Raw genomic sequence first — 16,356 nt, 5'->3', positions numbered from 1 at the left:
TCAATCTACCCGGGTAAAAATAGGCGCGCGCGTCAAACCCTGCGCAAGCGCCGCCAGGCCCGCAGCGCGCGCCGGTTGAAGGCATGCACCAGCCGCCAGGGCCGGCTCTGTCGCACGAAATCCAGCACCCGGTCCTTCCAGGCTTTCCAGCGCGGATACCAGCGCGCGAACAGCGGGATGCGCATCAGCGTGCCCTCGACGAGCTGGAAGATCCGCGCCACCACCGCGGTGCCGGCCAGCTTGGCCGCGACCAGCACCGCCACGCCGCTGCCCGCGTGGCCATGGCTGAACAGGAACAGCGCCAGCACCTTGACCGGCAACAGCAGCAGCACCGGCAGCAGGAAGGCCAGCAGCGCGCCCCAGGGCGGCAGGCCGCGCAGCCAGGCTTCGGCGCGCGCCCACAGCGGCAGCCGGGCCAGCCGCGCCGCGAGCGCGGCCAGCGGTTCCCAGCCCCATTCCTCGAACAGCAGCAAGGGCACCAGCAGCACGGCGAACACCGTCCGTAACAACTTCCCGAAGCGGGACGGCGGCCGGCGCGGGCCAGGGGAGGAGGGTGGTTGCACGGTGGGGAGGTGGGGGCGTGGAGCGGTCGGACAAGTGTCCGCGCCGGATGGCCGGACGCCATTTTCACTATGGCAAACTCGCGCGCTTCATTCGACCAACGCGACCGGCCGGCCGGTCGCAGCGACAGGGACGCCACTCAGCAATGCAGAAAATCATTCGCCAGCTCGCCGCCGAAATCAAGGTGGGCGAGCATCAGGTGAAGGCCGCCGTCGAACTGCTCGACGGGGGCGCCACGGTTCCATTCATCGCGCGCTACCGCAAGGAAGCCACCGACGGCCTCGACGACACCCAGCTGCGCGAGCTCGAGGCGCGCCTGAGCTACCTGCGCGAACTCGATGACCGCCGCGCCGCGGTGGTCAAGGCCATCGACGAGCAGGGCAAGCTCACGCCCGAACTGCGCGCCGCGATCGAACTCGCGCCGACCAAGCAGGAGCTCGAAGACCTGTACCTGCCGTTCAAGCAGAAGCGCCGCACCAAGGGTCAGATCGCGCGCGAGTTCGGCATCGAGCCGCTGGCCGACAAGCTGCTGGCCGACCCCACGCTCGATCCCGCCGTGGAGGCCAAGGCCTTCCTGCAGCCCGCCACCACGCTCGACGACGGCAAGCCCGGCCCCGATTTCTCGACCGTGCCCGCCGTGCTCGACGGCGTGCGCGACATCCTCTCGGAACGCTGGGCCGAGGACGCCGTGCTGGTGCAGCGCCTGCGCGAATGGCTCTGGAACGAGGGCCTGCTCAAGTCCAGCCTGATGAGCGGCAAGGACGAGAACAACGCCGACGTCGCCAAGTTCCGCGACTATTTCGACTACGACGAGCCGATCGGCCGCGTGCCCTCGCACCGCGCGCTGGCCGTGTTCCGCGGCCGCGCGCTCGACATCCTCGACGCCAAGCTGGTGCTGCCGGTGGAGCCCGAGCCGGGCAAGCCCAGCGTCGCCGAAGGCCGCATCGCGCTGCACCTGGGCTGGAGCCATGCCGGCCGCCCGGCCGACGACCTGCTGCGCAAGTGCGTGGCCTGGACCTGGCGCGTGAAGCTCGCGCTGTCGACCGAACGCGACCTGTTCACGCGCCTGCGCGAGGACGCCGAGAAGGTCGCGATCAAGGTCTTCGCCGACAACCTGCGCGACCTGCTGCTGGCCGCGCCGGCCGGCCCGCGCGTGGTGATGGGCCTGGACCCTGGCATCCGCACCGGCGTGAAGGTGGCGGTGGTCGATGCCACCGGCAAGCTGGTCGAGACCGCGACCGTGTTCCCGCACGAGCCGCGCAAGGACTGGGAAGGCTCGCTGCACACCCTCGGCAAGCTCTGCGCCAAGCACGGCGTGAACCTGATCGCGATCGGCAACGGCACCGCCAGCCGCGAGACCGACAAGCTCGCGGCCGACCTGATCAAGCTGCTCGCGAAGATGGCCGCCCAGGCTGGCGCGCCCGAGATGAAGGTCGACAAGGTGGTGGTCAGCGAGGCCGGTGCCTCGGTCTACTCGGCCAGCGAATTCGCGGCCCTGGAGATGCCCGACGTCGACGTCAGCCTGCGCGGTGCCGCCTCCATCGCGCGCCGGCTGCAGGACCCGCTGGCCGAGCTCGTGAAGATCGACCCCAAGAGCATCGGCGTGGGCCAGTACCAGCACGACGTGAACCAGAGCGAGCTCGCGCGCACCCTGCAGGCCGTGGTCGAGGACTGCGTGAACTCGGTGGGCGTGGACCTCAACACCGCGAGCGTGCCGCTCTTGAGCCGCGTCTCGGGCCTGTCCTCGGCCGTGGCCAAGGCCGTGGTGCGCTGGCGCGATGCCAACGGCGCCTTCGGCACCCGCAAGCAGCTGCTCGAGGTCACGGGCTTCGGCCCCAAGGCCTTCGAGCAGAGCGCGGGCTTCCTGCGCATCCGCGGCGGCACCGATCCGCTCGACGTCACCGGCGTGCATCCCGAGACCTATCCGCTGGTCGAGCAGATCATCGTCAAGACAGGCAAGCCGATCGCCGAGCTGATGGGCCGTGCCGACATGCTCAAGACGCTCAAGCCCGAGCTGTTCGCCAACGAGAAGTTCGGCGTCATCACCGTCAAGGACATCCTCGGCGAACTCGAGAAGCCCGGCCGCGACCCGCGCCCCGACTTCAAGGTGGCGCGCTTCAACGACGGCGTGGAGGACATCGCCGACCTGCAGGAGGGCATGATCCTCGAGGGCACCGTGAGCAACGTCGCCCAGTTCGGTGCCTTCATCGACCTCGGCGTGCACCAGGACGGCCTGGTCCACGTGAGCCAGCTGAGCCACAAGTTCGTCAACGACGCGCGCGAAGTCGTGAAGACCGGCGACATCGTCAAGGTGAAGGTGATGGAGGTCGACGTCGCGCGCAAGCGCATCGGCCTGTCGATGAAGCTCGACGCCGCCCCCGCGCGCCGCGACGGCCCGCGCGACAACCGCTTCGAAGGCGCCGGCCGCGGCCAGCAGCCGCGCCGCGACAACACGCCGCAGCCTTCGGGGCAGATGGCGAATGCGTTTGCGAAGTTGCAGGGGTTGCGCAAGTAGGCGAAGCCGATGGTGAAGCCATCTGTTAAACTAGTCATCTAACTAGTCTGATTGGTGGTTTCCCATGAAAAGCTGGCCGGTACAGGACGCCAAGGCGCGTTTCAGCGAGTTCCTCGAAGCCTGTCTGGCCGAGGGGCCCCAGATGGTGACGAAGCGCGGTGCCGAGGCGGCCGTGCTGGTGCCGGCCGCCGAGTGGCGGCGCTTGCACGCGACGGCTCGTCCTTCGCTCAAGGAGCTGCTGCTGGCCCCCGAGGCACGCACCGAATTCCTGGTGCCGGAGCGCGGCGCCGCCCGCAGGCGCAAGGTCACGCCGCTGCGCTGAGGACGAGGGCCGTATGTACCTGCTCGACACCAACGTCATTTCGGAACTCCGCAAGCCGCGCCCGCACGGCGCGGTCATCGCGTGGCTCACTGCCATCGCGGACAGCGAATTGCATCTGTCGGCGGTGACGCTCGGAGAGATCCAGGCCGGGATCGAACTCACGCGCGAGCAGGACGCGGCCAAGGCCGACGAGATCGAGCAGTGGGCCGCGCTGGTCGCGGGTTCCTACAACGTCCTGCCGATGGATGCGGACACCTTCAGGCTTTGGGCCAAGCTCATGCATCGCAGCTCCAACACGCTGTACGAAGACGCCATGATCGCGGCCACCGCCAGGCAGCATTCATTGACCGTGGTGACCCGCAACGTCGCCGACTTCGCGAACTTCGGCGTCGCGCTGCTCAATCCCTTCGAGCACGGCAAGCCATGAAGGCCCTGCGCATCTACGCCGGCCCCGCCGCGCGCCGGCACATCGAGGTCCAGGGCCTGCGGCCGCAGGATGTGCGCACCATCCCCGGCGCGGCCGGTGGTCCCAAGGGGCTGATCCTCGGGCCGATCGATCGATTCGTCTTCGGCCAATGGCTCACGCAGTCCAGCCAGCCGGTCCACTTGGTGGGCGCATCGATCGGCGCCTGGCGACTGGCCACGGCCTGCCTCGGCGATCCGGTCGCGGCCTTCGGGCGCTTCGAGCACGACTATGTGCGCCAGCAGTTCGAGGTGCCGCCGGGGCAGAAGCGGCTGAGCCCGCACCAGCTGAGCGAACGCTTCGCCGAGAGCCTGCAGGCCTTCTATGGCGGGCGCATCGGCGAGGTGCTCGCGCATCCGCGCTACCGGCTGCACGTGGTCACCTCGCGCGGGCGCCACATCCTCGGGCGCGAGGGCAGGGCGCGCACGCCGGTCGGCTACCTCGGCGCCTTCGCCTCGAACAGCGTGCACCGCAAGACGCTCGGCGCCTGGCTCGAGCGCTGCGTGTTCTCCACGCCCGGCGCCGAGCTGCCCTTCGGCACGCGCGACTTCCGCACCCGCCAGCATGCGCTGCGCGAGGACAACTTCAACCTGGTGCTGCAGGCCTCGTGCTCGATCCCGTTCCTGCTGGCCGCGGTGCACGACATCCCGGGCGCGCCGCGCGGCGCCTACTGGGATGGCGGCATCACCGACTACCACCTGCACCTCGACTATCAGCCGGTCGACGACGGCCTGGTGCTGTATCCGCACTTCCAGCGCGCGGTGGTGCCGGGCTGGCTCGACAAGGGGCTGCGCTGGCGCCACAAGTCCACGGGCTTCCTCGACCGCATGGTGGTGCTCGCGCCCGATCCCGACTGGGTGAAGACACTGCCCAACGGCAAGCTGCCCGATCGCAAGGACTTCATCCATTTCCAGAACGACGCGCAGGCGCGCATCGCGGCCTGGACCCGGGCCACGCGCGAGGCCGAGCGGCTGTCGGACGAACTGCAGGAATGGCTGGCGCGCGGCAGCGCGGCCGAGATCCTGCCGCTCTGAGCGGCGCCGGGCAAACCCTGAACGGGCACGCGGCCCGCGCTTCGAGAATGGCCCGCATGCCGTCCGCCCCGGACGGCGCATAACAAGCAGGAGACCATTCCCGATGCCCCACGCCCTGATGTCGCGCCGCCGCTTCGCCATTGCCACCTCCACCGCCGGTGCCGCAGCCACGCTCGGCCTGCCGGTGCTCGCGCAGAGCGCCTGGCCCAACAAGCCGATCCGCATCGTCGTGCCCTACACGCCCGGCGGCTTCACCGACCAGATGGCGCGGCTGGTGCAGATCGGGCTGCAGACGCGGCTGGGCCAGCCGGTGCTGATCGACAACAAGCCCGGTGCCAACAGCCTGATCGGCGTCGATGCGGTCGCCAAGGCCGCGCCCGACGGCAGCACCTTCGGCGTGGTGATCGCGGCCTACGCGGCCAACACCTCGCTCTATCCGAAGCTGCCCTACGACCCGCGCAAGGACCTCGCGGGCGTGTCGCTGATGGGCGTGTCGCCGCTGCTCGCGGCGGTCAACCTCGATGCGCCGTTCAAGACCGCGCGCGAACTGATCGACTACGCGCGCGCCAACCCCGGCAAGGTGAGCTTCGGCTCGTCGGGCAACGGCTCGGCCGCGCACCTCACGACCGAGCTGTGGAAGTCGCTCACGAAGACCTACATGATCCACATCCCGTACCGCGGCGCGGTGCCGGCGCTGACCGACCTGATGGGCGGGCAGATCCAGCTCTTCTTCGATGCGCCCACCGGGCTCATCAACCAGGCCAAGGCCGGCAAGATCCGGCTGATCGGCGTGGCGGGCGACAAGCGGCTGCCCGCGGTGCCGGACGTGCCGACCTTCATCGAGCAGGGCTTCGCGGGCTTCACCGGCAGCACCTGGGCCGGCATGCTCGCGCCGGCGGGCACGCCGCGCGAGATCGTCAAGCGCATGTCGGACGAGGTGGCGCGCATCATCAAGAGCGACGAGACGCGCGCGAAGCTCGATGCGATGGGCACCTTTCCGGCGGGCGGCACGCCCGAGGAGTTCGATGCCTTCATCGCGTCGGAGACCGCGAAGTGGGGCGCGGTGATCCGCACCGCGGGCGTGAAGGCGGAGTAGCCATCGCTGGCACGGCGGGTGCTTGCCCGCCGTTCATGAAGCACTTCATCGTCGAGATCGACTACCTCGTGCCCCTGGCACGCATCCAGGAATTCGTGCCCGCGCATCGCGCCTACCTGCAGTTGGGCTACGACGCCGGCCTGCTGTTGTGCTCGGGCCCGAAGGTGCCGGCCACCGGCGGCTTCATGCTGGCGCGCGCGGAGTCGCTCGAACAGTTGCAGGCCTTCTTTCTCGACGACCCGTTCAGCCGCGAACAGCTCGCGCGCTTCGCCTTCAGCGAGTTCCAGCCGGTGAAGCGCCAATCTTGGGCCGAGGACTGGTTCGCTGCGCCGTCCGCCCGAGCGGCTTGAGGCATCACACCTTGTCGGTGGCTTAGGCCGCCAGCACCAGCACCTTGAACTGGCTCGGCACGATCCGCATGCCGACGATGTTGCAGCGGTTCTGTACCGACAGGCTGGTCATGCGCGTGCACGGCGTGCCCTTGAGCAGCACGGTGAAGGCGCCCGTGATGTGGCGCGAGGGCCCCATCACCGTCTGCGAGACCACGCCCATCAGCACGCCCGCGTTGTCGCCGTTGGTGATCGGCGTGACGGTCGCCATGTTGTGGGCCGGCGTGCCGCCGTAGAGGATGTTCCAGGCGTTGGGAATCGCTGTTGGGCCCAGCGCGAAGTTGGGGTAGGGGATGGGCAATGCCGGCGGCGTCTTGCAGACGTCGGGGAAGGCGAGGTCGACGCCCATCATCTGTGCGTTGGCGAACATGGTGGCTGTTCCTTTCTGGCTGTCGTCGATGGTCGGTGGTCGATGGCGCGCGTCAGCCCATGTGGATCTGCTCGGCATCCACCTTGACCAGTCCCTTGCTGCTCACCAGCGTGTTCTTCGCATGCAGCCGCAGGGTCTCTTCCGCCTGGTAGTCGATCTGCCCCGCGCGCACCTGCTCGACCTCCTCGGTGAGCCTGAAGCTCGAGCGCGTGAGCACGCTGAGCCGGTCGAGCACGGTCTCGCAGGTGCGGCCGACGAAGCGCGCGAGCAGCGTGGTGATGCGCACTTCGCCGCCGCGGTAGTCCATCTCGCCGACCTCGAGCCGCGCCTTGCGCGCCTGCAGATCGAGTTCGGGCGCGGCCAGTTCGAGCCGGGTGCCGGCCTGCAGCGTGAGCACGCCGTCGACCGCGAGCCGCGCCTGTGCGGGATCGGCCTGCTTGATGACGGCGATCAGGTAGGCCTGGTCGCGCCGCGGCCCTGCCACCAGCACCGTGTCGCCGACCGAGGGCTGCAGCAGGCAGCTCGCGGCGCGCGGGCAGTGCCAGCGTTCGCCGCCGGCCTGGGCCTCGACGAGGAAGACACCGTCGGGCAAGGCCTGCACCACGGTGCCGAGCGCATTGCCGGTCCAGGCGGCGGGCGCGGGCATCGGGCGGCGCAGCAAGGTCTGCATGTCGGGCGCGTCGTGCACGGCGGGAAAAGATGCGGGAGAAGAGGCGCGTTCGCGCAGGGCGGCGGGGCTCATGGTGCGAGGTCCTCGAGGTCGTCGGAAGTGGAAGGCAGCGGCCGGCCGAAACCATCGCGGCCCGCGCGTTGCGGGCGGTCCTGGCGCGCGGCCGAGAAGCGTTCGGCCTCGAACAGGGCCGGGTCGCTGTCGAGCACGCCGCCGCGGTCGCCCCATCGGGTGCCGGACTGCAGCGCGCGGTGCATCTGCGTGCGCTCGAAGAAGGCGCCGCGCAGGTCGGCCTCGCTGAGGTCGGCATAGGCGAAGTCGGCATACACGAGCCGGCTGCGCGCGAACGAGGTGCGCCGGCACTGCGCGCGGTGGAACACGCACTGCTCGAGCCGCGCATCCGACAGGTCGGCGTCGTCGAGCCGCGCATCGACCCACAGGCTCTGGTCGAAATGCCCGCCGCGCGCATCGGCGTGGCGCAGGTCGGCCTCGGGAAACAGGCACTGCGGCGCATGCACCGCGGTGAGCACCGCGCGCACGAGCTTCGCGCCCTTGAAGTTGCACTGGACCAGCGTCGCGCGGTCGAAGTTGCAGCCGCCGAGGTCGGCATCGATGAACTGGCAGAGCCGGAACTGCTGGCCCGAGAAGTCCTGGCCCGCGAGATCGGCCTCGCTGAAGATCACGTTGTGGAAGCTGGCGCCCGTGAAGCGCGCGCCGCGCAGCGCGGCCCGGTAGTAGACGGTGGTGTTCAGCGCCACCGCGTCGAAGCGGGTGCCGGCCAGGCTCGACTCGCCGAACACGGCCTTCGTGAGTTCGGCGCCCGCGAAGCTCGCGCCATCGAGCCGGCTCTGGTGGAAGGCCGCGAGATCGGCCCGGGCCTCGGCGGCATCCATCTCGTGCAGCTCGCAGTCGCTGAAGGCCGCGCGGCTCATCGTGGCGCCGCGCAGGCTCGCGCGCGCCAGGCTGCAGCGATGGAAGCCCGCGCGCTGCAGGTCGGCCGCGTCGAGCACGGCGCCGTCGAAGCGGCAGGCATCGAAGGCCGATTCGGCGAGCTTCGCGCCGCGCAGGCTGGCGTTGGAGAAATCGCAGTCGCGCAGGGCGCCGCCGCTGAGGTCCAGGCCATCGAATCGCATCCCCTGGAAGTCCTGCCGCTCGATGAATTCGCCGCCGCGCAGTTTCAGGGCCAGGGTTTCCGGCGTCATTGCACCGGGTCCGCCGCGCGGCGTGGCAGCGTCTTGGCCTGTTCGAGGTAGGCGCCGTGGGTGTCGGTCACCGTGTCGATCACGGTCTGCGAGACATCGGCACGGAACAGGTTCGCTTCGCGCAGGTCGCAGGAAAGCAGGCGGGATTTCTGCAGATGGGCATTCATGAGGTTGGCGCCGCGCAGCGAGGCCTGCGTGAAGTCGGCGCGGATGAACAGGCTGTCGGGGGCGTCGATGGCGCTCAGGTCGGTGCCGGTCAGCACGCAGCCCGAAAGATCGCAGGTGTCGAGCGTGGCGCGCACGAAGCGCGCGCCCTCGAGCTGCATCTCGCGCAGGCTGCAATGGACCAGCGTGGCGCCTTCGAAATCGACCGTCCGCAGGCTGCTGGTGCCGACGAAGCAGGTGGTGCGCAGCGTGGCGCCGCGAAAACTCACGCGCCGGTCGGCCACGGTGTGGGCCCAGGCGCAGGCTTCGAGCGAAGCGCCCGCGAAGTCCAGGCCCTCGACCTCGCAGGCAATGAGGCCGAACTTGTGCAGCGTGGCGCCGCGAAAGCTGCAGTCCAGGAGCCGGCTGCCTTCGAGCACGGTCACGTAGTCGAAGTGCGCATCGTCGAAGCGGCAGCCCTCGAAATGCATGCCGAACAGGTTCAGCTGCGCGAGCTGCGCGCCGCCGAAGTCGCAATGGTCGAAGCGGCTCTTCTCGCTCGTGGTCTCGTGCAGTCGGGCATGCGCGAACGAGGTGCGCTCGCAGCGCGCGAGGCTCAGGTTGGCGCGGTCGAGCACGCAGTGGGCCAGCGAGGCATGCGCGAGGTTCGCGCGCACCAGCACCGCCTCGGTGGCATCGGCGCCGTCGAGCTGCGCATCCGCGAGCGAGGCGCTCTCGAGCAGGGTGCGGTGCAGCCTCGCGCCGCGCAGGTCGATGCCCGAGAGGTCGGCGCCGGTCAGGTCCAGGCCCGAGAGGTCGCGCGTGGTCGCCATGAGCTGCAGCACGCGTTCGCGCGCCTCGGCCGCGCGCACAGCGTCCATCGCATCGGCCGCGCTCTGGTGCTGGGCGCCGAGCCGGTACATGTCGATCAGGCCGCGGCGGCCGTTCTCGGCCGCCTGCTCGAGCGCGCGCTGCTGTTCGGGCGGCATCTGCGGGCTGCGCGTGGCGGGCGCGATGCCCAGCAGGCCCTGCATCACGGTCCTCGCATCGAAGGCCGGCGGGCCCTTGACCTCGGTGCGCTGCGCGCTGTCGACCATCTCGCCGGTGTCGAAGCCGACCTTGCGCGACTCGGGCGCGTTGGCCTTCGCATGCCGCGCGAGGTCGCGGCGGCCGTCCTCGAGCTTCTGCAACTGTTCGCGCTCGTAGGCCTTGGCGCGCTCCATGAACGCGGGCAGCTCGCTGAGGCTCGGCCGCTTGGTGAAGGGCTCGGGCACCGCGCGTTCCTTGAAGTGGCGCGGCTTGTGGCCGGCGGCCACGCCCTTGTCGGCGAGGTCTTCGCGCAGCACGCGCGCGCGTTCGCGCATGTTGCGCACCAGCGGCGATTCCTTTTCCTCGAGCTGGTCGATCCAGGGGCCGATGGTCTCGGCGGGCAGCAGCTCCTCGTCGCGGAAGGTGTGGAGCGCGCCGGTCTCGGGGTCGCTGCGGCGCTGCAGGATCTCGAGGTAGTGGGCCAGCGGGCGCGGTGCATCGGCGGCGCGCTCGATGGCGGGCATGACGTGCGTGATGTCGGCGGCGTCGTCTTCGGCGATCGCGGTCTCGCCATGGAAGATCAGCGCGATCTGTTCGCGGTGCGGGAAGAACCAGGCGGTGGTGAGCCGCAGCTCGAGCTCGTCGAAGTGCCCGGGCTCGTCGCCGCCGGCCTGCGTCTTGCGCGCCACGAAGCCGCGCGCGCGCCAGTCGGGCAACCGGCCGCGCTGCACGGGCTGCGCGGGGTGCATGTTCCAGATCTCGTAGGGCGTGCCGCCCGCGATGCGGTCGGCCTGGGGCCAGCGCTGCTCGGGCGCGGCGGCATTGAAGAGCCGCCAGTCCATGTCCTGCGCGAAGCCGGGGAACAGGTGCTCGCGCCAGTGCGCGCCGTAGTCGCTGCCGATCAGCCGCATGCGCGCGGGCCAGCTCACGTCGATCGCGCCGAGGCAGGCCGGCTCCATCGCCCGGCCCGGATGGTCGATGCGGCGCTGCGGATGCTCGACGTTGGGCAGCCGCTGCACCCACAGCCCGTTGACGAGTTCGGGCTGCTGGCCGATGCCCAGCGGGTTGTCGGCGAAGGCCGGGCCGCCGTAGGCGCGGCTCCAGTCCAGGCGCATCGATTCGAAGGGCTGCGGCGCGCTCGCGCGGCCGTCGACCCAGTAGCGGTCGCCGAACACCACCAGCTGCCGCGCCAGCGCGCCCACGCGCAGCTCGACCGCGCAGGCCGTCTTCTCGGCCTGGTGGTGGGTGTAGGCATGGCCGGTGGCCAGGAACTCGGCACAGGCCTTGGGCATGCCGAGGTCGATGGCGCCGGTGGGGCCGAGCTCTTCGGAGACCGTCTTCCAGAATTCGGTCTCGGGCAGCAGCACCGGCTGCTCGTCCATCGACACCATGCCCATCACCGTGAGCGCCAGGCGCTGATGGCCCTGGCGCAGGAAGGGGCGCGTGATGACGCTCAGCCGCAGGGGTTTGACTGTTTTCACGGAGGGACGCGCGCTCAGTGCGAAGCGCGCGGAATCTCGAGCGGCGTGCGCGCGCGGTCGATGGCGAAGATGGAGGCGTCGTTCGGATCGCGCAGCAGGTGCACCGGCTTGCCCGGCACCGCGAACTGCGGCAGCAGTCCCTCGTCGATCAGCGTGCGCACGATGGCGGGGCGCTCGTCCACGATGGCGTCGGTGCCGATCACGCGCAGCGCGAGCTCCACGGCATACACGGTCTGGCCCTGCGAGCCGCCGCGCGAGAGTTCATTCTCTGAACGCTTGAGCGACTCGACCACGGCCTGCGCGGGAATGCCGGTCTGCGCCAGCCGTTCCCAGGTCTTGGCTTCGGCCGAATAGGCGCGGTTCTCGCGCGTGGCCACGATCACGACCGACACCGCCACCAGCAGCATCGAGCCCATCAGCACCGCGAAGACGATCCACAGGAGGATTTCCATCGTTGCCGGGTGCGTCAGACCACCAGGGTCAGCACCTTGAACTTCGCCGCCAGGCCGCCGGTCGCGATCAGCATGCCCTTCTGGGCGATCTTCAGGCCCGTGGTGCTGATCTTCAGCGGCGCGTTCTTCAGCGAGAAGATGGCCACGTCGATCTTGACCGTCGCGAGCTGCGCATTGAGTGCCGCGTAGTACTGCAGCCGCGCGCCCCACACGTCCAGCGACATCCCCACCAGGCTCAGCCGGAAGCCCACGCCGCCCACGCGCGCGAGCCGCCAGTCGCCGCTCGAGGCGTAGTTGTTGTTGTAGACGGTGGAGTTGTTGGTGTAGTTGTTGGTCGTGTTGTTGTAGGTGGTCGAGGTCGTGTTGTAGACGTTGGTGTTGATGACGTGCTGCGTCGTGTTGTGGATGTGGTTCGTGGTGTTGAAGGTCACGTCGGGCGAGGTGTGCACCGTCGGGCCGGTCACGATGGTGGTCGAGGGGCCGTTGACCGTCGTGTTGTTGACGGTGTTGATGGTGTCGTTGCGCCCGCCGCTCACGAAGCGGATCTCCTGGCCGTCGATGGTGCCGTGGAAGCCGCCGGTGATCGCGAGGTTCACGCCGCCCGTGATGGTGTCGTTGAGGCCGCCCGCGAGGTTGCGGTTCTTGCCGCCGGTGATGCGCTGGTTCACGCCGCCGCTGATGGTCTCGTTGAAGCCGCCGGTCACGTCGCGGGTGTCGCCGCCGGTGATGGTCTCCTGCGCGCCCGCGGTGATGTCGCGCGTCTCGCCGTCCTGGTAGGTGGCCGACTCGTGGCCCTTGATCAGCGTGGTGCGGGTGCCGTCGGTGGTGTGGGTCTCGTCGGCCTCGACCTCCACGTCGAGGTTGCGCTCGGCATGCAGCAGGATCTGCTCGGCGCCGGTGCGGTCCTCGAAGCGCAGCATGTTCGCCTGGTTGGCCGCGCCGCCTTCGCTCGAGCGCGTGAGGATGCCGCTGGCCGTGGCGTTGGCCGGCAGTTCCCACGGCGGCATCTGGTCGCTGTTGTAGACGCGACCCGTGATGATCGGCCGGTCGGGTTCGCCGCCGATGAAGTCGACGATGACCTCCTGGCCCACGCGCGGCATGTGCATGGTGCCGAAGTTCGCGCCGGCCCAGCTGCTCGACACGCGCACCCAGCAGGAGCTGTTCTCGTCGGCCTGGCCGTAGCGGTCCCAGCGGAACTGCAGCTTCACGCGGCCGAAGCGGTCGGTCCAGATCTCCTGCGGGCCGACCACGGTGGCGGTCTGCGGTCCGTTGGTGCGCGGGCGCGGCGTCTTGCGCGCGGGCCGGTAGACCACGGAGGAGGGCAGCACGCTGAAGTCGAACTCGCACACCGATTCGGCGCTGCCGCCGCTCGAGTACTCGGGCTCCTGCAGGTCGTAGCGGGTCTCGGTGACCAGGTACTCGCGGTTGTCGGCTTCGCGCGGGCAATGCGTGAGCGAGAACAGGTAGCCCGGCGCCATGCCCGCCACGTTGGTGTGGCCCGCGGCCAGCTCGTGCGCGCACTGCAGCTCCTGCAGCCGGATGCGCGCATAGGTGTCGCCCTGCTGGTGCTCGCTGTAGCCGCCCAGCCACTCGTAGACCTCGTACGAGGCGTGGTCGTGGCCCTTGGGGTCCTGCTGCACGCTCTGCAGCGAGGCGCGCGACTTGCGGAAATCGAAGTCGTCGAGCATCACGCGGCCCGAGGTGATCTGCTCGGCCACGCGCCAGCGGTCGATGCAAGGCTCGAGCGCATCGACCACGCGATCGCGCGGCCGGTACGGGATGCTGGCGTAGCCGGGCAGCGGCCGGTAGGCGCCGGCATCGTCGGCCAGCACCAGCAGGTGCGAGCCGTTCGAATGCTCGAAGTGGTAGGAGATGCCTTCGTGCTCCATGAGCCGGCTCGCGAAGGCGAAGTCGCTCTCCTGGTACTGCACGCAGTTCTCCCAGCTGCGGTAGCTGCCGGTCAGGCGCTTCTCGTACTCGAAGCCGTACTTGCCGAGCACCTCGTCGAGTACCTCGGGCACGCTGCGGTTCTGGAAGATGCGGCTGTCGGTGGTGCGCGTGAGGTACCAGAGCCAGGGCTGCACCAGCGCGCGGTAGACGTAGTGGCGGCCGGTCTCGTTGGCGCGGCCCAGCAGTTCGAAGCGCACCACGGTGCCGTTGAGGAAGCGCGGGCCGGCGTCGTCCGAGACCTCGATGCTCAGCGAGGTGCCCAGCAGCGTCTTCAGGTCGAGGTTGAAGCTGGTGCTGACCATGTCGACCTCGAACTCGAAGAGTCGGGAGAGGCCTTCCTGTCCCCGCATCGCGCGAAACTTCAACTGCTCGGCGCTCAGTGCGGTGTGGACCCGGATGGTTCGCGTCATTCGAAGGTGTTCCCTGTTCTCGAAGGACCCGGCGGGTGCGGGTCGTCGAGGCCAGTCTAGGAAGCCCTCATGTCATCGACATGACGCGATGGCGCATGCGGCGCGCTAAGACCGCGCGCTTAAGACGAACTGTTTATAAGGCCGGGGTCGGCGCCCCGGCCCGGCCTCACATCGAGGCTTCGAGCATCGCGCGGTAGTCGTCGCGCGTAGCCAGCCTCGGGTTGGTCTTGTGGCAGTGGTCGGCCATCGCGCCGTCGATGATCTGCTCGAACAGCGCGGGCGTCACGCTCACTTCGGCCAGGCCCTTGGGCAGTCCCAGGCGTGCGTTCATGTCGCGGATCGCATCGCCGAGGTCGCCGGCCGAATCGAGGTGCATGGCCTGCGCCATGCGCTGCAGCCGCTGCTCCTTCTGCACCGACTCGGCACCGGCGTTGAAGTGGATCACGGCGGGCAGGAACAGCGCGTTGAGCGTGCCGTGGTGCAGGCGCGGATCGACGCCGCCGAGGCTGTGGCTCAGCGAGTGCACGCAGCCCAGGCCCTTCTGGAACGCCATCGCGCCCTGCATCGAGGCGCTCATGAGGTTGAGGCGCGCCTCGCGGTCGCTGCCGTCCTTGGTGGCGCGCTCGATGTGGCCCCAGGCGCGCTCGAGGCCGTCGAGGCCGATGCCGTCGGCCGGTGGGTTGAAGGCGGCCGACATGAAGGTCTCCATGCAGTGCGCGATCGCGTCCATGCCGGTGGCGGCGGTCAGGCGCGGCGGCAGTCCGAGCGTGAGCTCGGGGTCGCAGATCGCGGCCTTGGGCATCAGGAACCAGCTGTGGAAGCCGAGCTTGCGGTGGTCGTCGACGATCACGATCGCGCCGCGCGCGACCTCGCTGCCGGTGCCGCTGGTGGTGGGCACCGCGATCAGCGGCACCGCGCGGTCGGTGATCTTCGGCGAGCCGCCCTCGATGGTGGCGTAGGTCTTGAGCGGGCCTTCGTGCGTGGCCGCGATCGCCACGCCCTTGGCGCAGTCGATGGCCGAGCCGCCGCCCACGGCGATCAGGCCGTCGCAGCGGCCGCTGCGGTAGAGCTCGACGGCCGCGCGCACCGCGGCCTCGGTCGGGTTGGACGGGGTCTGGTCGAAGATCGTGACCTCGAGGTCGGCGATGGCATCGATCGCCTTCTGCAGGATGCCGGCCGCGCGCACGCCGGCGTCGGTCACGATCAGCGGGCGCTGGATGCCGATGCGCGCGCACTCGCTCGACAGCAGCTTCACCGCGCCGAATTCGAACTGGATCTGGGTCAGGTATTGGATGAGGGCCATGGGGTGGGGGAGGGGTTCCGGAGCTTGCGGGCAGTACGATGGCGGACCATCGAATCTACCGAAACTATCAGGAGGGAGGCACCTTGCACACGAAGAAAACCCTTGCCGCTGTCGCGCTCGGCACAGCGATCGCCGCGCTGTCCGCCGCCCCGGCGCTGGCCGCCTGCCTCAGCGACGAACAGGTCGCCGATTTCGCGGCCGCGCTCGAGGCCCACCGGCCCGCGGCCGACATCGAGAACATGGGCGAGACCGATGCCTCCTGCACGCGCGCGAAGCTCAATGCGCTGCATGCGCGCAAGCTCGGCCCGGTGGTCGGCTACAAGGCCGGGCTCACCAATCCCGCGGTGCAGAAGCGCTTCAACTACGACCAGCCGGTGTGGGGCGTGCTCTACCGCGACATGGTGCTCGACACCGGCGCGGTGGTCGATGCCGCCTTCGGCGCGCGGCCGCTGTTCGAGGCCGACATGCTGGTGCGCGTGAAGAGCGCCGACATCAACGCCGCGAAGACATCGGCCGAGGTGCTCGCCGCCATCGACCAGGTGATTCCCTTCATCGAGCTGCCCGACCTCGCGGTGCAGACCCCGCCCAAGCTCGGCGGCCCGGGCCTCGCGGCCATCAACGTGGCGGCGCGCCTGGGCGTCAGGGGCGTGGCGATCGAGGTGCCTGCCGACAGCGCGGGCCAGGCCGTGCTGCTGCAGAGCCTGCGCGACATGACGGTGGTGATGAAGGACGGCACCGGCAACGAACTGGCGCGCGGCAAGGGCTCGGACATCCTCGAGCATCCGCTCAATGCCGTGGTGTGGCTGGCCGCCGCGCTCGGCAAGGAGGGCATCGCCATGAAGCCCGGCGACCTCATCAGCCTCGGTTCCTTCTCGCCGCTGCTGCCGCCCAAGGCGGGGCAGACGGTGCTCGTGACCTACGAAGGCCTGGCGCGCGCCCAGCCCGTGGTCGTTTCCTTCAAGTGA

Annotated in this window: 15 protein-coding genes; 7 read left to right on the top strand and 8 right to left on the bottom strand. The window is 69.6% G+C overall.

The window, feature by feature from the left end; genetic code table 11:
• Positions 1 to 32: 32 nt before the first annotated feature.
• Positions 33 to 563, bottom strand: coding sequence for a hypothetical protein (locus AC07RM_RS14640; protein WP_495335020.1), 531 nt, complete (start codon positions 561 to 563; stop codon positions 33 to 35).
• A gap of 143 nt (positions 564 to 706) precedes the next feature.
• On the opposite strand from AC07RM_RS14640, the gene AC07RM_RS14635 reads away from it, so the two are divergent.
• From AC07RM_RS14635 to AC07RM_RS14610, 6 genes are all read left to right on the top strand, one after another.
• Entirely contained in the window at positions 707 to 3,076 is a 2,370-nt protein-coding gene (locus tag AC07RM_RS14635; RefSeq protein ID WP_495335019.1) for a Tex family protein, read from the top strand.
• A gap of 64 nt (positions 3,077 to 3,140) precedes the next feature.
• Positions 3,141 to 3,398: a type II toxin-antitoxin system Phd/YefM family antitoxin gene (locus AC07RM_RS14630; RefSeq protein ID WP_203201016.1), complete on the top strand. Its 258-nt coding sequence runs from the start codon at positions 3,141 to 3,143 to the stop codon at positions 3,396 to 3,398.
• A gap of 13 nt (positions 3,399 to 3,411) precedes the next feature.
• Positions 3,412 to 3,825, top strand: a complete 414-nt coding sequence (locus AC07RM_RS14625; protein WP_209541562.1) for a type II toxin-antitoxin system VapC family toxin — start codon at positions 3,412 to 3,414, stop codon at positions 3,823 to 3,825.
• On the top strand, positions 3,822 to 4,895 hold the full coding sequence (locus AC07RM_RS14620) for a phospholipase (RefSeq protein ID WP_495335018.1): 1,074 nt from the start codon (positions 3,822 to 3,824) through the stop codon (positions 4,893 to 4,895). The genes AC07RM_RS14625 and AC07RM_RS14620 overlap by 4 nt, the downstream gene beginning before the upstream one ends.
• Positions 4,896 to 4,998: 103 nt before the next feature.
• Positions 4,999 to 5,991, top strand: coding sequence for a tripartite tricarboxylate transporter substrate binding protein (locus tag AC07RM_RS14615; protein ID WP_398493691.1), 993 nt, complete (start codon positions 4,999 to 5,001; stop codon positions 5,989 to 5,991).
• Between the two features lie 35 nt (positions 5,992 to 6,026).
• Positions 6,027 to 6,341, top strand: coding sequence for a YciI family protein (locus tag AC07RM_RS14610; protein ID WP_495335017.1), 315 nt, complete (start codon positions 6,027 to 6,029; stop codon positions 6,339 to 6,341).
• 22 nt (positions 6,342 to 6,363) lie between these two features.
• Here the strand turns inward: AC07RM_RS14610 and AC07RM_RS14605 are convergent, their stop codons facing one another.
• From AC07RM_RS14605 to gbd, 7 genes are all read right to left on the bottom strand, one after another.
• Positions 6,364 to 6,750 carry a DUF4150 domain-containing protein gene (locus tag AC07RM_RS14605; protein ID WP_093341975.1) on the bottom strand — a complete coding sequence of 129 codons (387 nt, stop codon included), beginning with the start codon at positions 6,748 to 6,750 and terminating at the stop codon, positions 6,364 to 6,366.
• A gap of 52 nt (positions 6,751 to 6,802) precedes the next feature.
• Positions 6,803 to 7,492: a DUF3540 domain-containing protein gene (locus tag AC07RM_RS14600; protein WP_495335016.1), complete on the bottom strand. Its 690-nt coding sequence runs from the start codon at positions 7,490 to 7,492 to the stop codon at positions 6,803 to 6,805.
• Positions 7,489 to 8,622, bottom strand: coding sequence for a pentapeptide repeat-containing protein (locus tag AC07RM_RS14595; RefSeq protein ID WP_495335015.1), 1,134 nt, complete (start codon positions 8,620 to 8,622; stop codon positions 7,489 to 7,491). The genes AC07RM_RS14600 and AC07RM_RS14595 overlap by 4 nt, the downstream gene beginning before the upstream one ends.
• A complete protein-coding gene (locus tag AC07RM_RS14590; protein ID WP_495335014.1) occupies positions 8,619 to 11,276 on the bottom strand; it encodes a DUF2169 family type VI secretion system accessory protein in 2,658 nt (885 codons plus the stop codon). Before AC07RM_RS14590 ends, AC07RM_RS14595 begins: the two co-directional genes overlap by 4 nt.
• 14 nt (positions 11,277 to 11,290) lie before the next feature.
• Positions 11,291 to 11,728: a hypothetical protein gene (locus AC07RM_RS14585; protein ID WP_208508011.1), complete on the bottom strand. Its 438-nt coding sequence runs from the start codon at positions 11,726 to 11,728 to the stop codon at positions 11,291 to 11,293.
• Positions 11,729 to 11,742: 14 nt separating this feature from the next.
• Complete coding sequence (locus tag AC07RM_RS14580) at positions 11,743 to 14,088, bottom strand: type VI secretion system Vgr family protein (protein WP_495335013.1); 2,346 nt, start codon at positions 14,086 to 14,088, stop codon at positions 11,743 to 11,745.
• A gap of 166 nt (positions 14,089 to 14,254) precedes the next feature.
• On the bottom strand, positions 14,255 to 15,391 hold the full coding sequence (gene gbd / locus AC07RM_RS14575) for a 4-hydroxybutyrate dehydrogenase (protein WP_495335012.1): 1,137 nt from the start codon (positions 15,389 to 15,391) through the stop codon (positions 14,255 to 14,257).
• Between the two features lie 83 nt (positions 15,392 to 15,474).
• Between gbd and AC07RM_RS14570 the strand changes: the two genes are divergently transcribed.
• Positions 15,475 to 16,356: a 2-keto-4-pentenoate hydratase gene (locus tag AC07RM_RS14570; RefSeq protein ID WP_495335011.1), complete on the top strand. Its 882-nt coding sequence runs from the start codon at positions 15,475 to 15,477 to the stop codon at positions 16,354 to 16,356.

The sequence above is a fragment of the Variovorax sp. GW821-FHT09B05 genome (assembly GCF_059418265.1).
The sequence above is the reverse complement of the archived record's forward strand: the minus strand, read 5'-3'. Positions and strand labels throughout refer to the sequence as shown.

Bases quoted from the DNA above. Each gene is read 5' to 3' on its own strand.
- AC07RM_RS14620 (WP_495335018.1), top strand. From the start codon at position 3,822: ATGAAGGCCCTGCGCATCTACGCCGGCCCCGCCGCGCGCCGGCACATC.
- AC07RM_RS14610 (WP_495335017.1), top strand. From the start codon at position 6,027: ATGAAGCACTTCATCGTCGAGATCGACTACCTCGTGCCCCTGGCACGC.
- AC07RM_RS14605 (WP_093341975.1), bottom strand. From the start codon at position 6,750: ATGTTCGCCAACGCACAGATGATGGGCGTCGACCTCGCCTTCCCCGAC.
- AC07RM_RS14580 (WP_495335013.1), bottom strand. From the start codon at position 14,088: ATGACGCGAACCATCCGGGTCCACACCGCACTGAGCGCCGAGCAGTTG.
- AC07RM_RS14630 (WP_203201016.1), top strand. From the start codon at position 3,141: ATGAAAAGCTGGCCGGTACAGGACGCCAAGGCGCGTTTCAGCGAGTTC.
- AC07RM_RS14615 (WP_398493691.1), top strand. From the start codon at position 4,999: ATGCCCCACGCCCTGATGTCGCGCCGCCGCTTCGCCATTGCCACCTCC.
- AC07RM_RS14595 (WP_495335015.1), bottom strand. From the start codon at position 8,622: ATGACGCCGGAAACCCTGGCCCTGAAACTGCGCGGCGGCGAATTCATC.
- AC07RM_RS14585 (WP_208508011.1), bottom strand. From the start codon at position 11,728: ATGGAAATCCTCCTGTGGATCGTCTTCGCGGTGCTGATGGGCTCGATG.
- AC07RM_RS14600 (WP_495335016.1), bottom strand. From the start codon at position 7,492: ATGAGCCCCGCCGCCCTGCGCGAACGCGCCTCTTCTCCCGCATCTTTT.
- gbd (WP_495335012.1), bottom strand. From the start codon at position 15,391: ATGGCCCTCATCCAATACCTGACCCAGATCCAGTTCGAATTCGGCGCG.
- AC07RM_RS14625 (WP_209541562.1), top strand. From the start codon at position 3,412: ATGTACCTGCTCGACACCAACGTCATTTCGGAACTCCGCAAGCCGCGC.
- AC07RM_RS14635 (WP_495335019.1), top strand. From the start codon at position 707: ATGCAGAAAATCATTCGCCAGCTCGCCGCCGAAATCAAGGTGGGCGAG.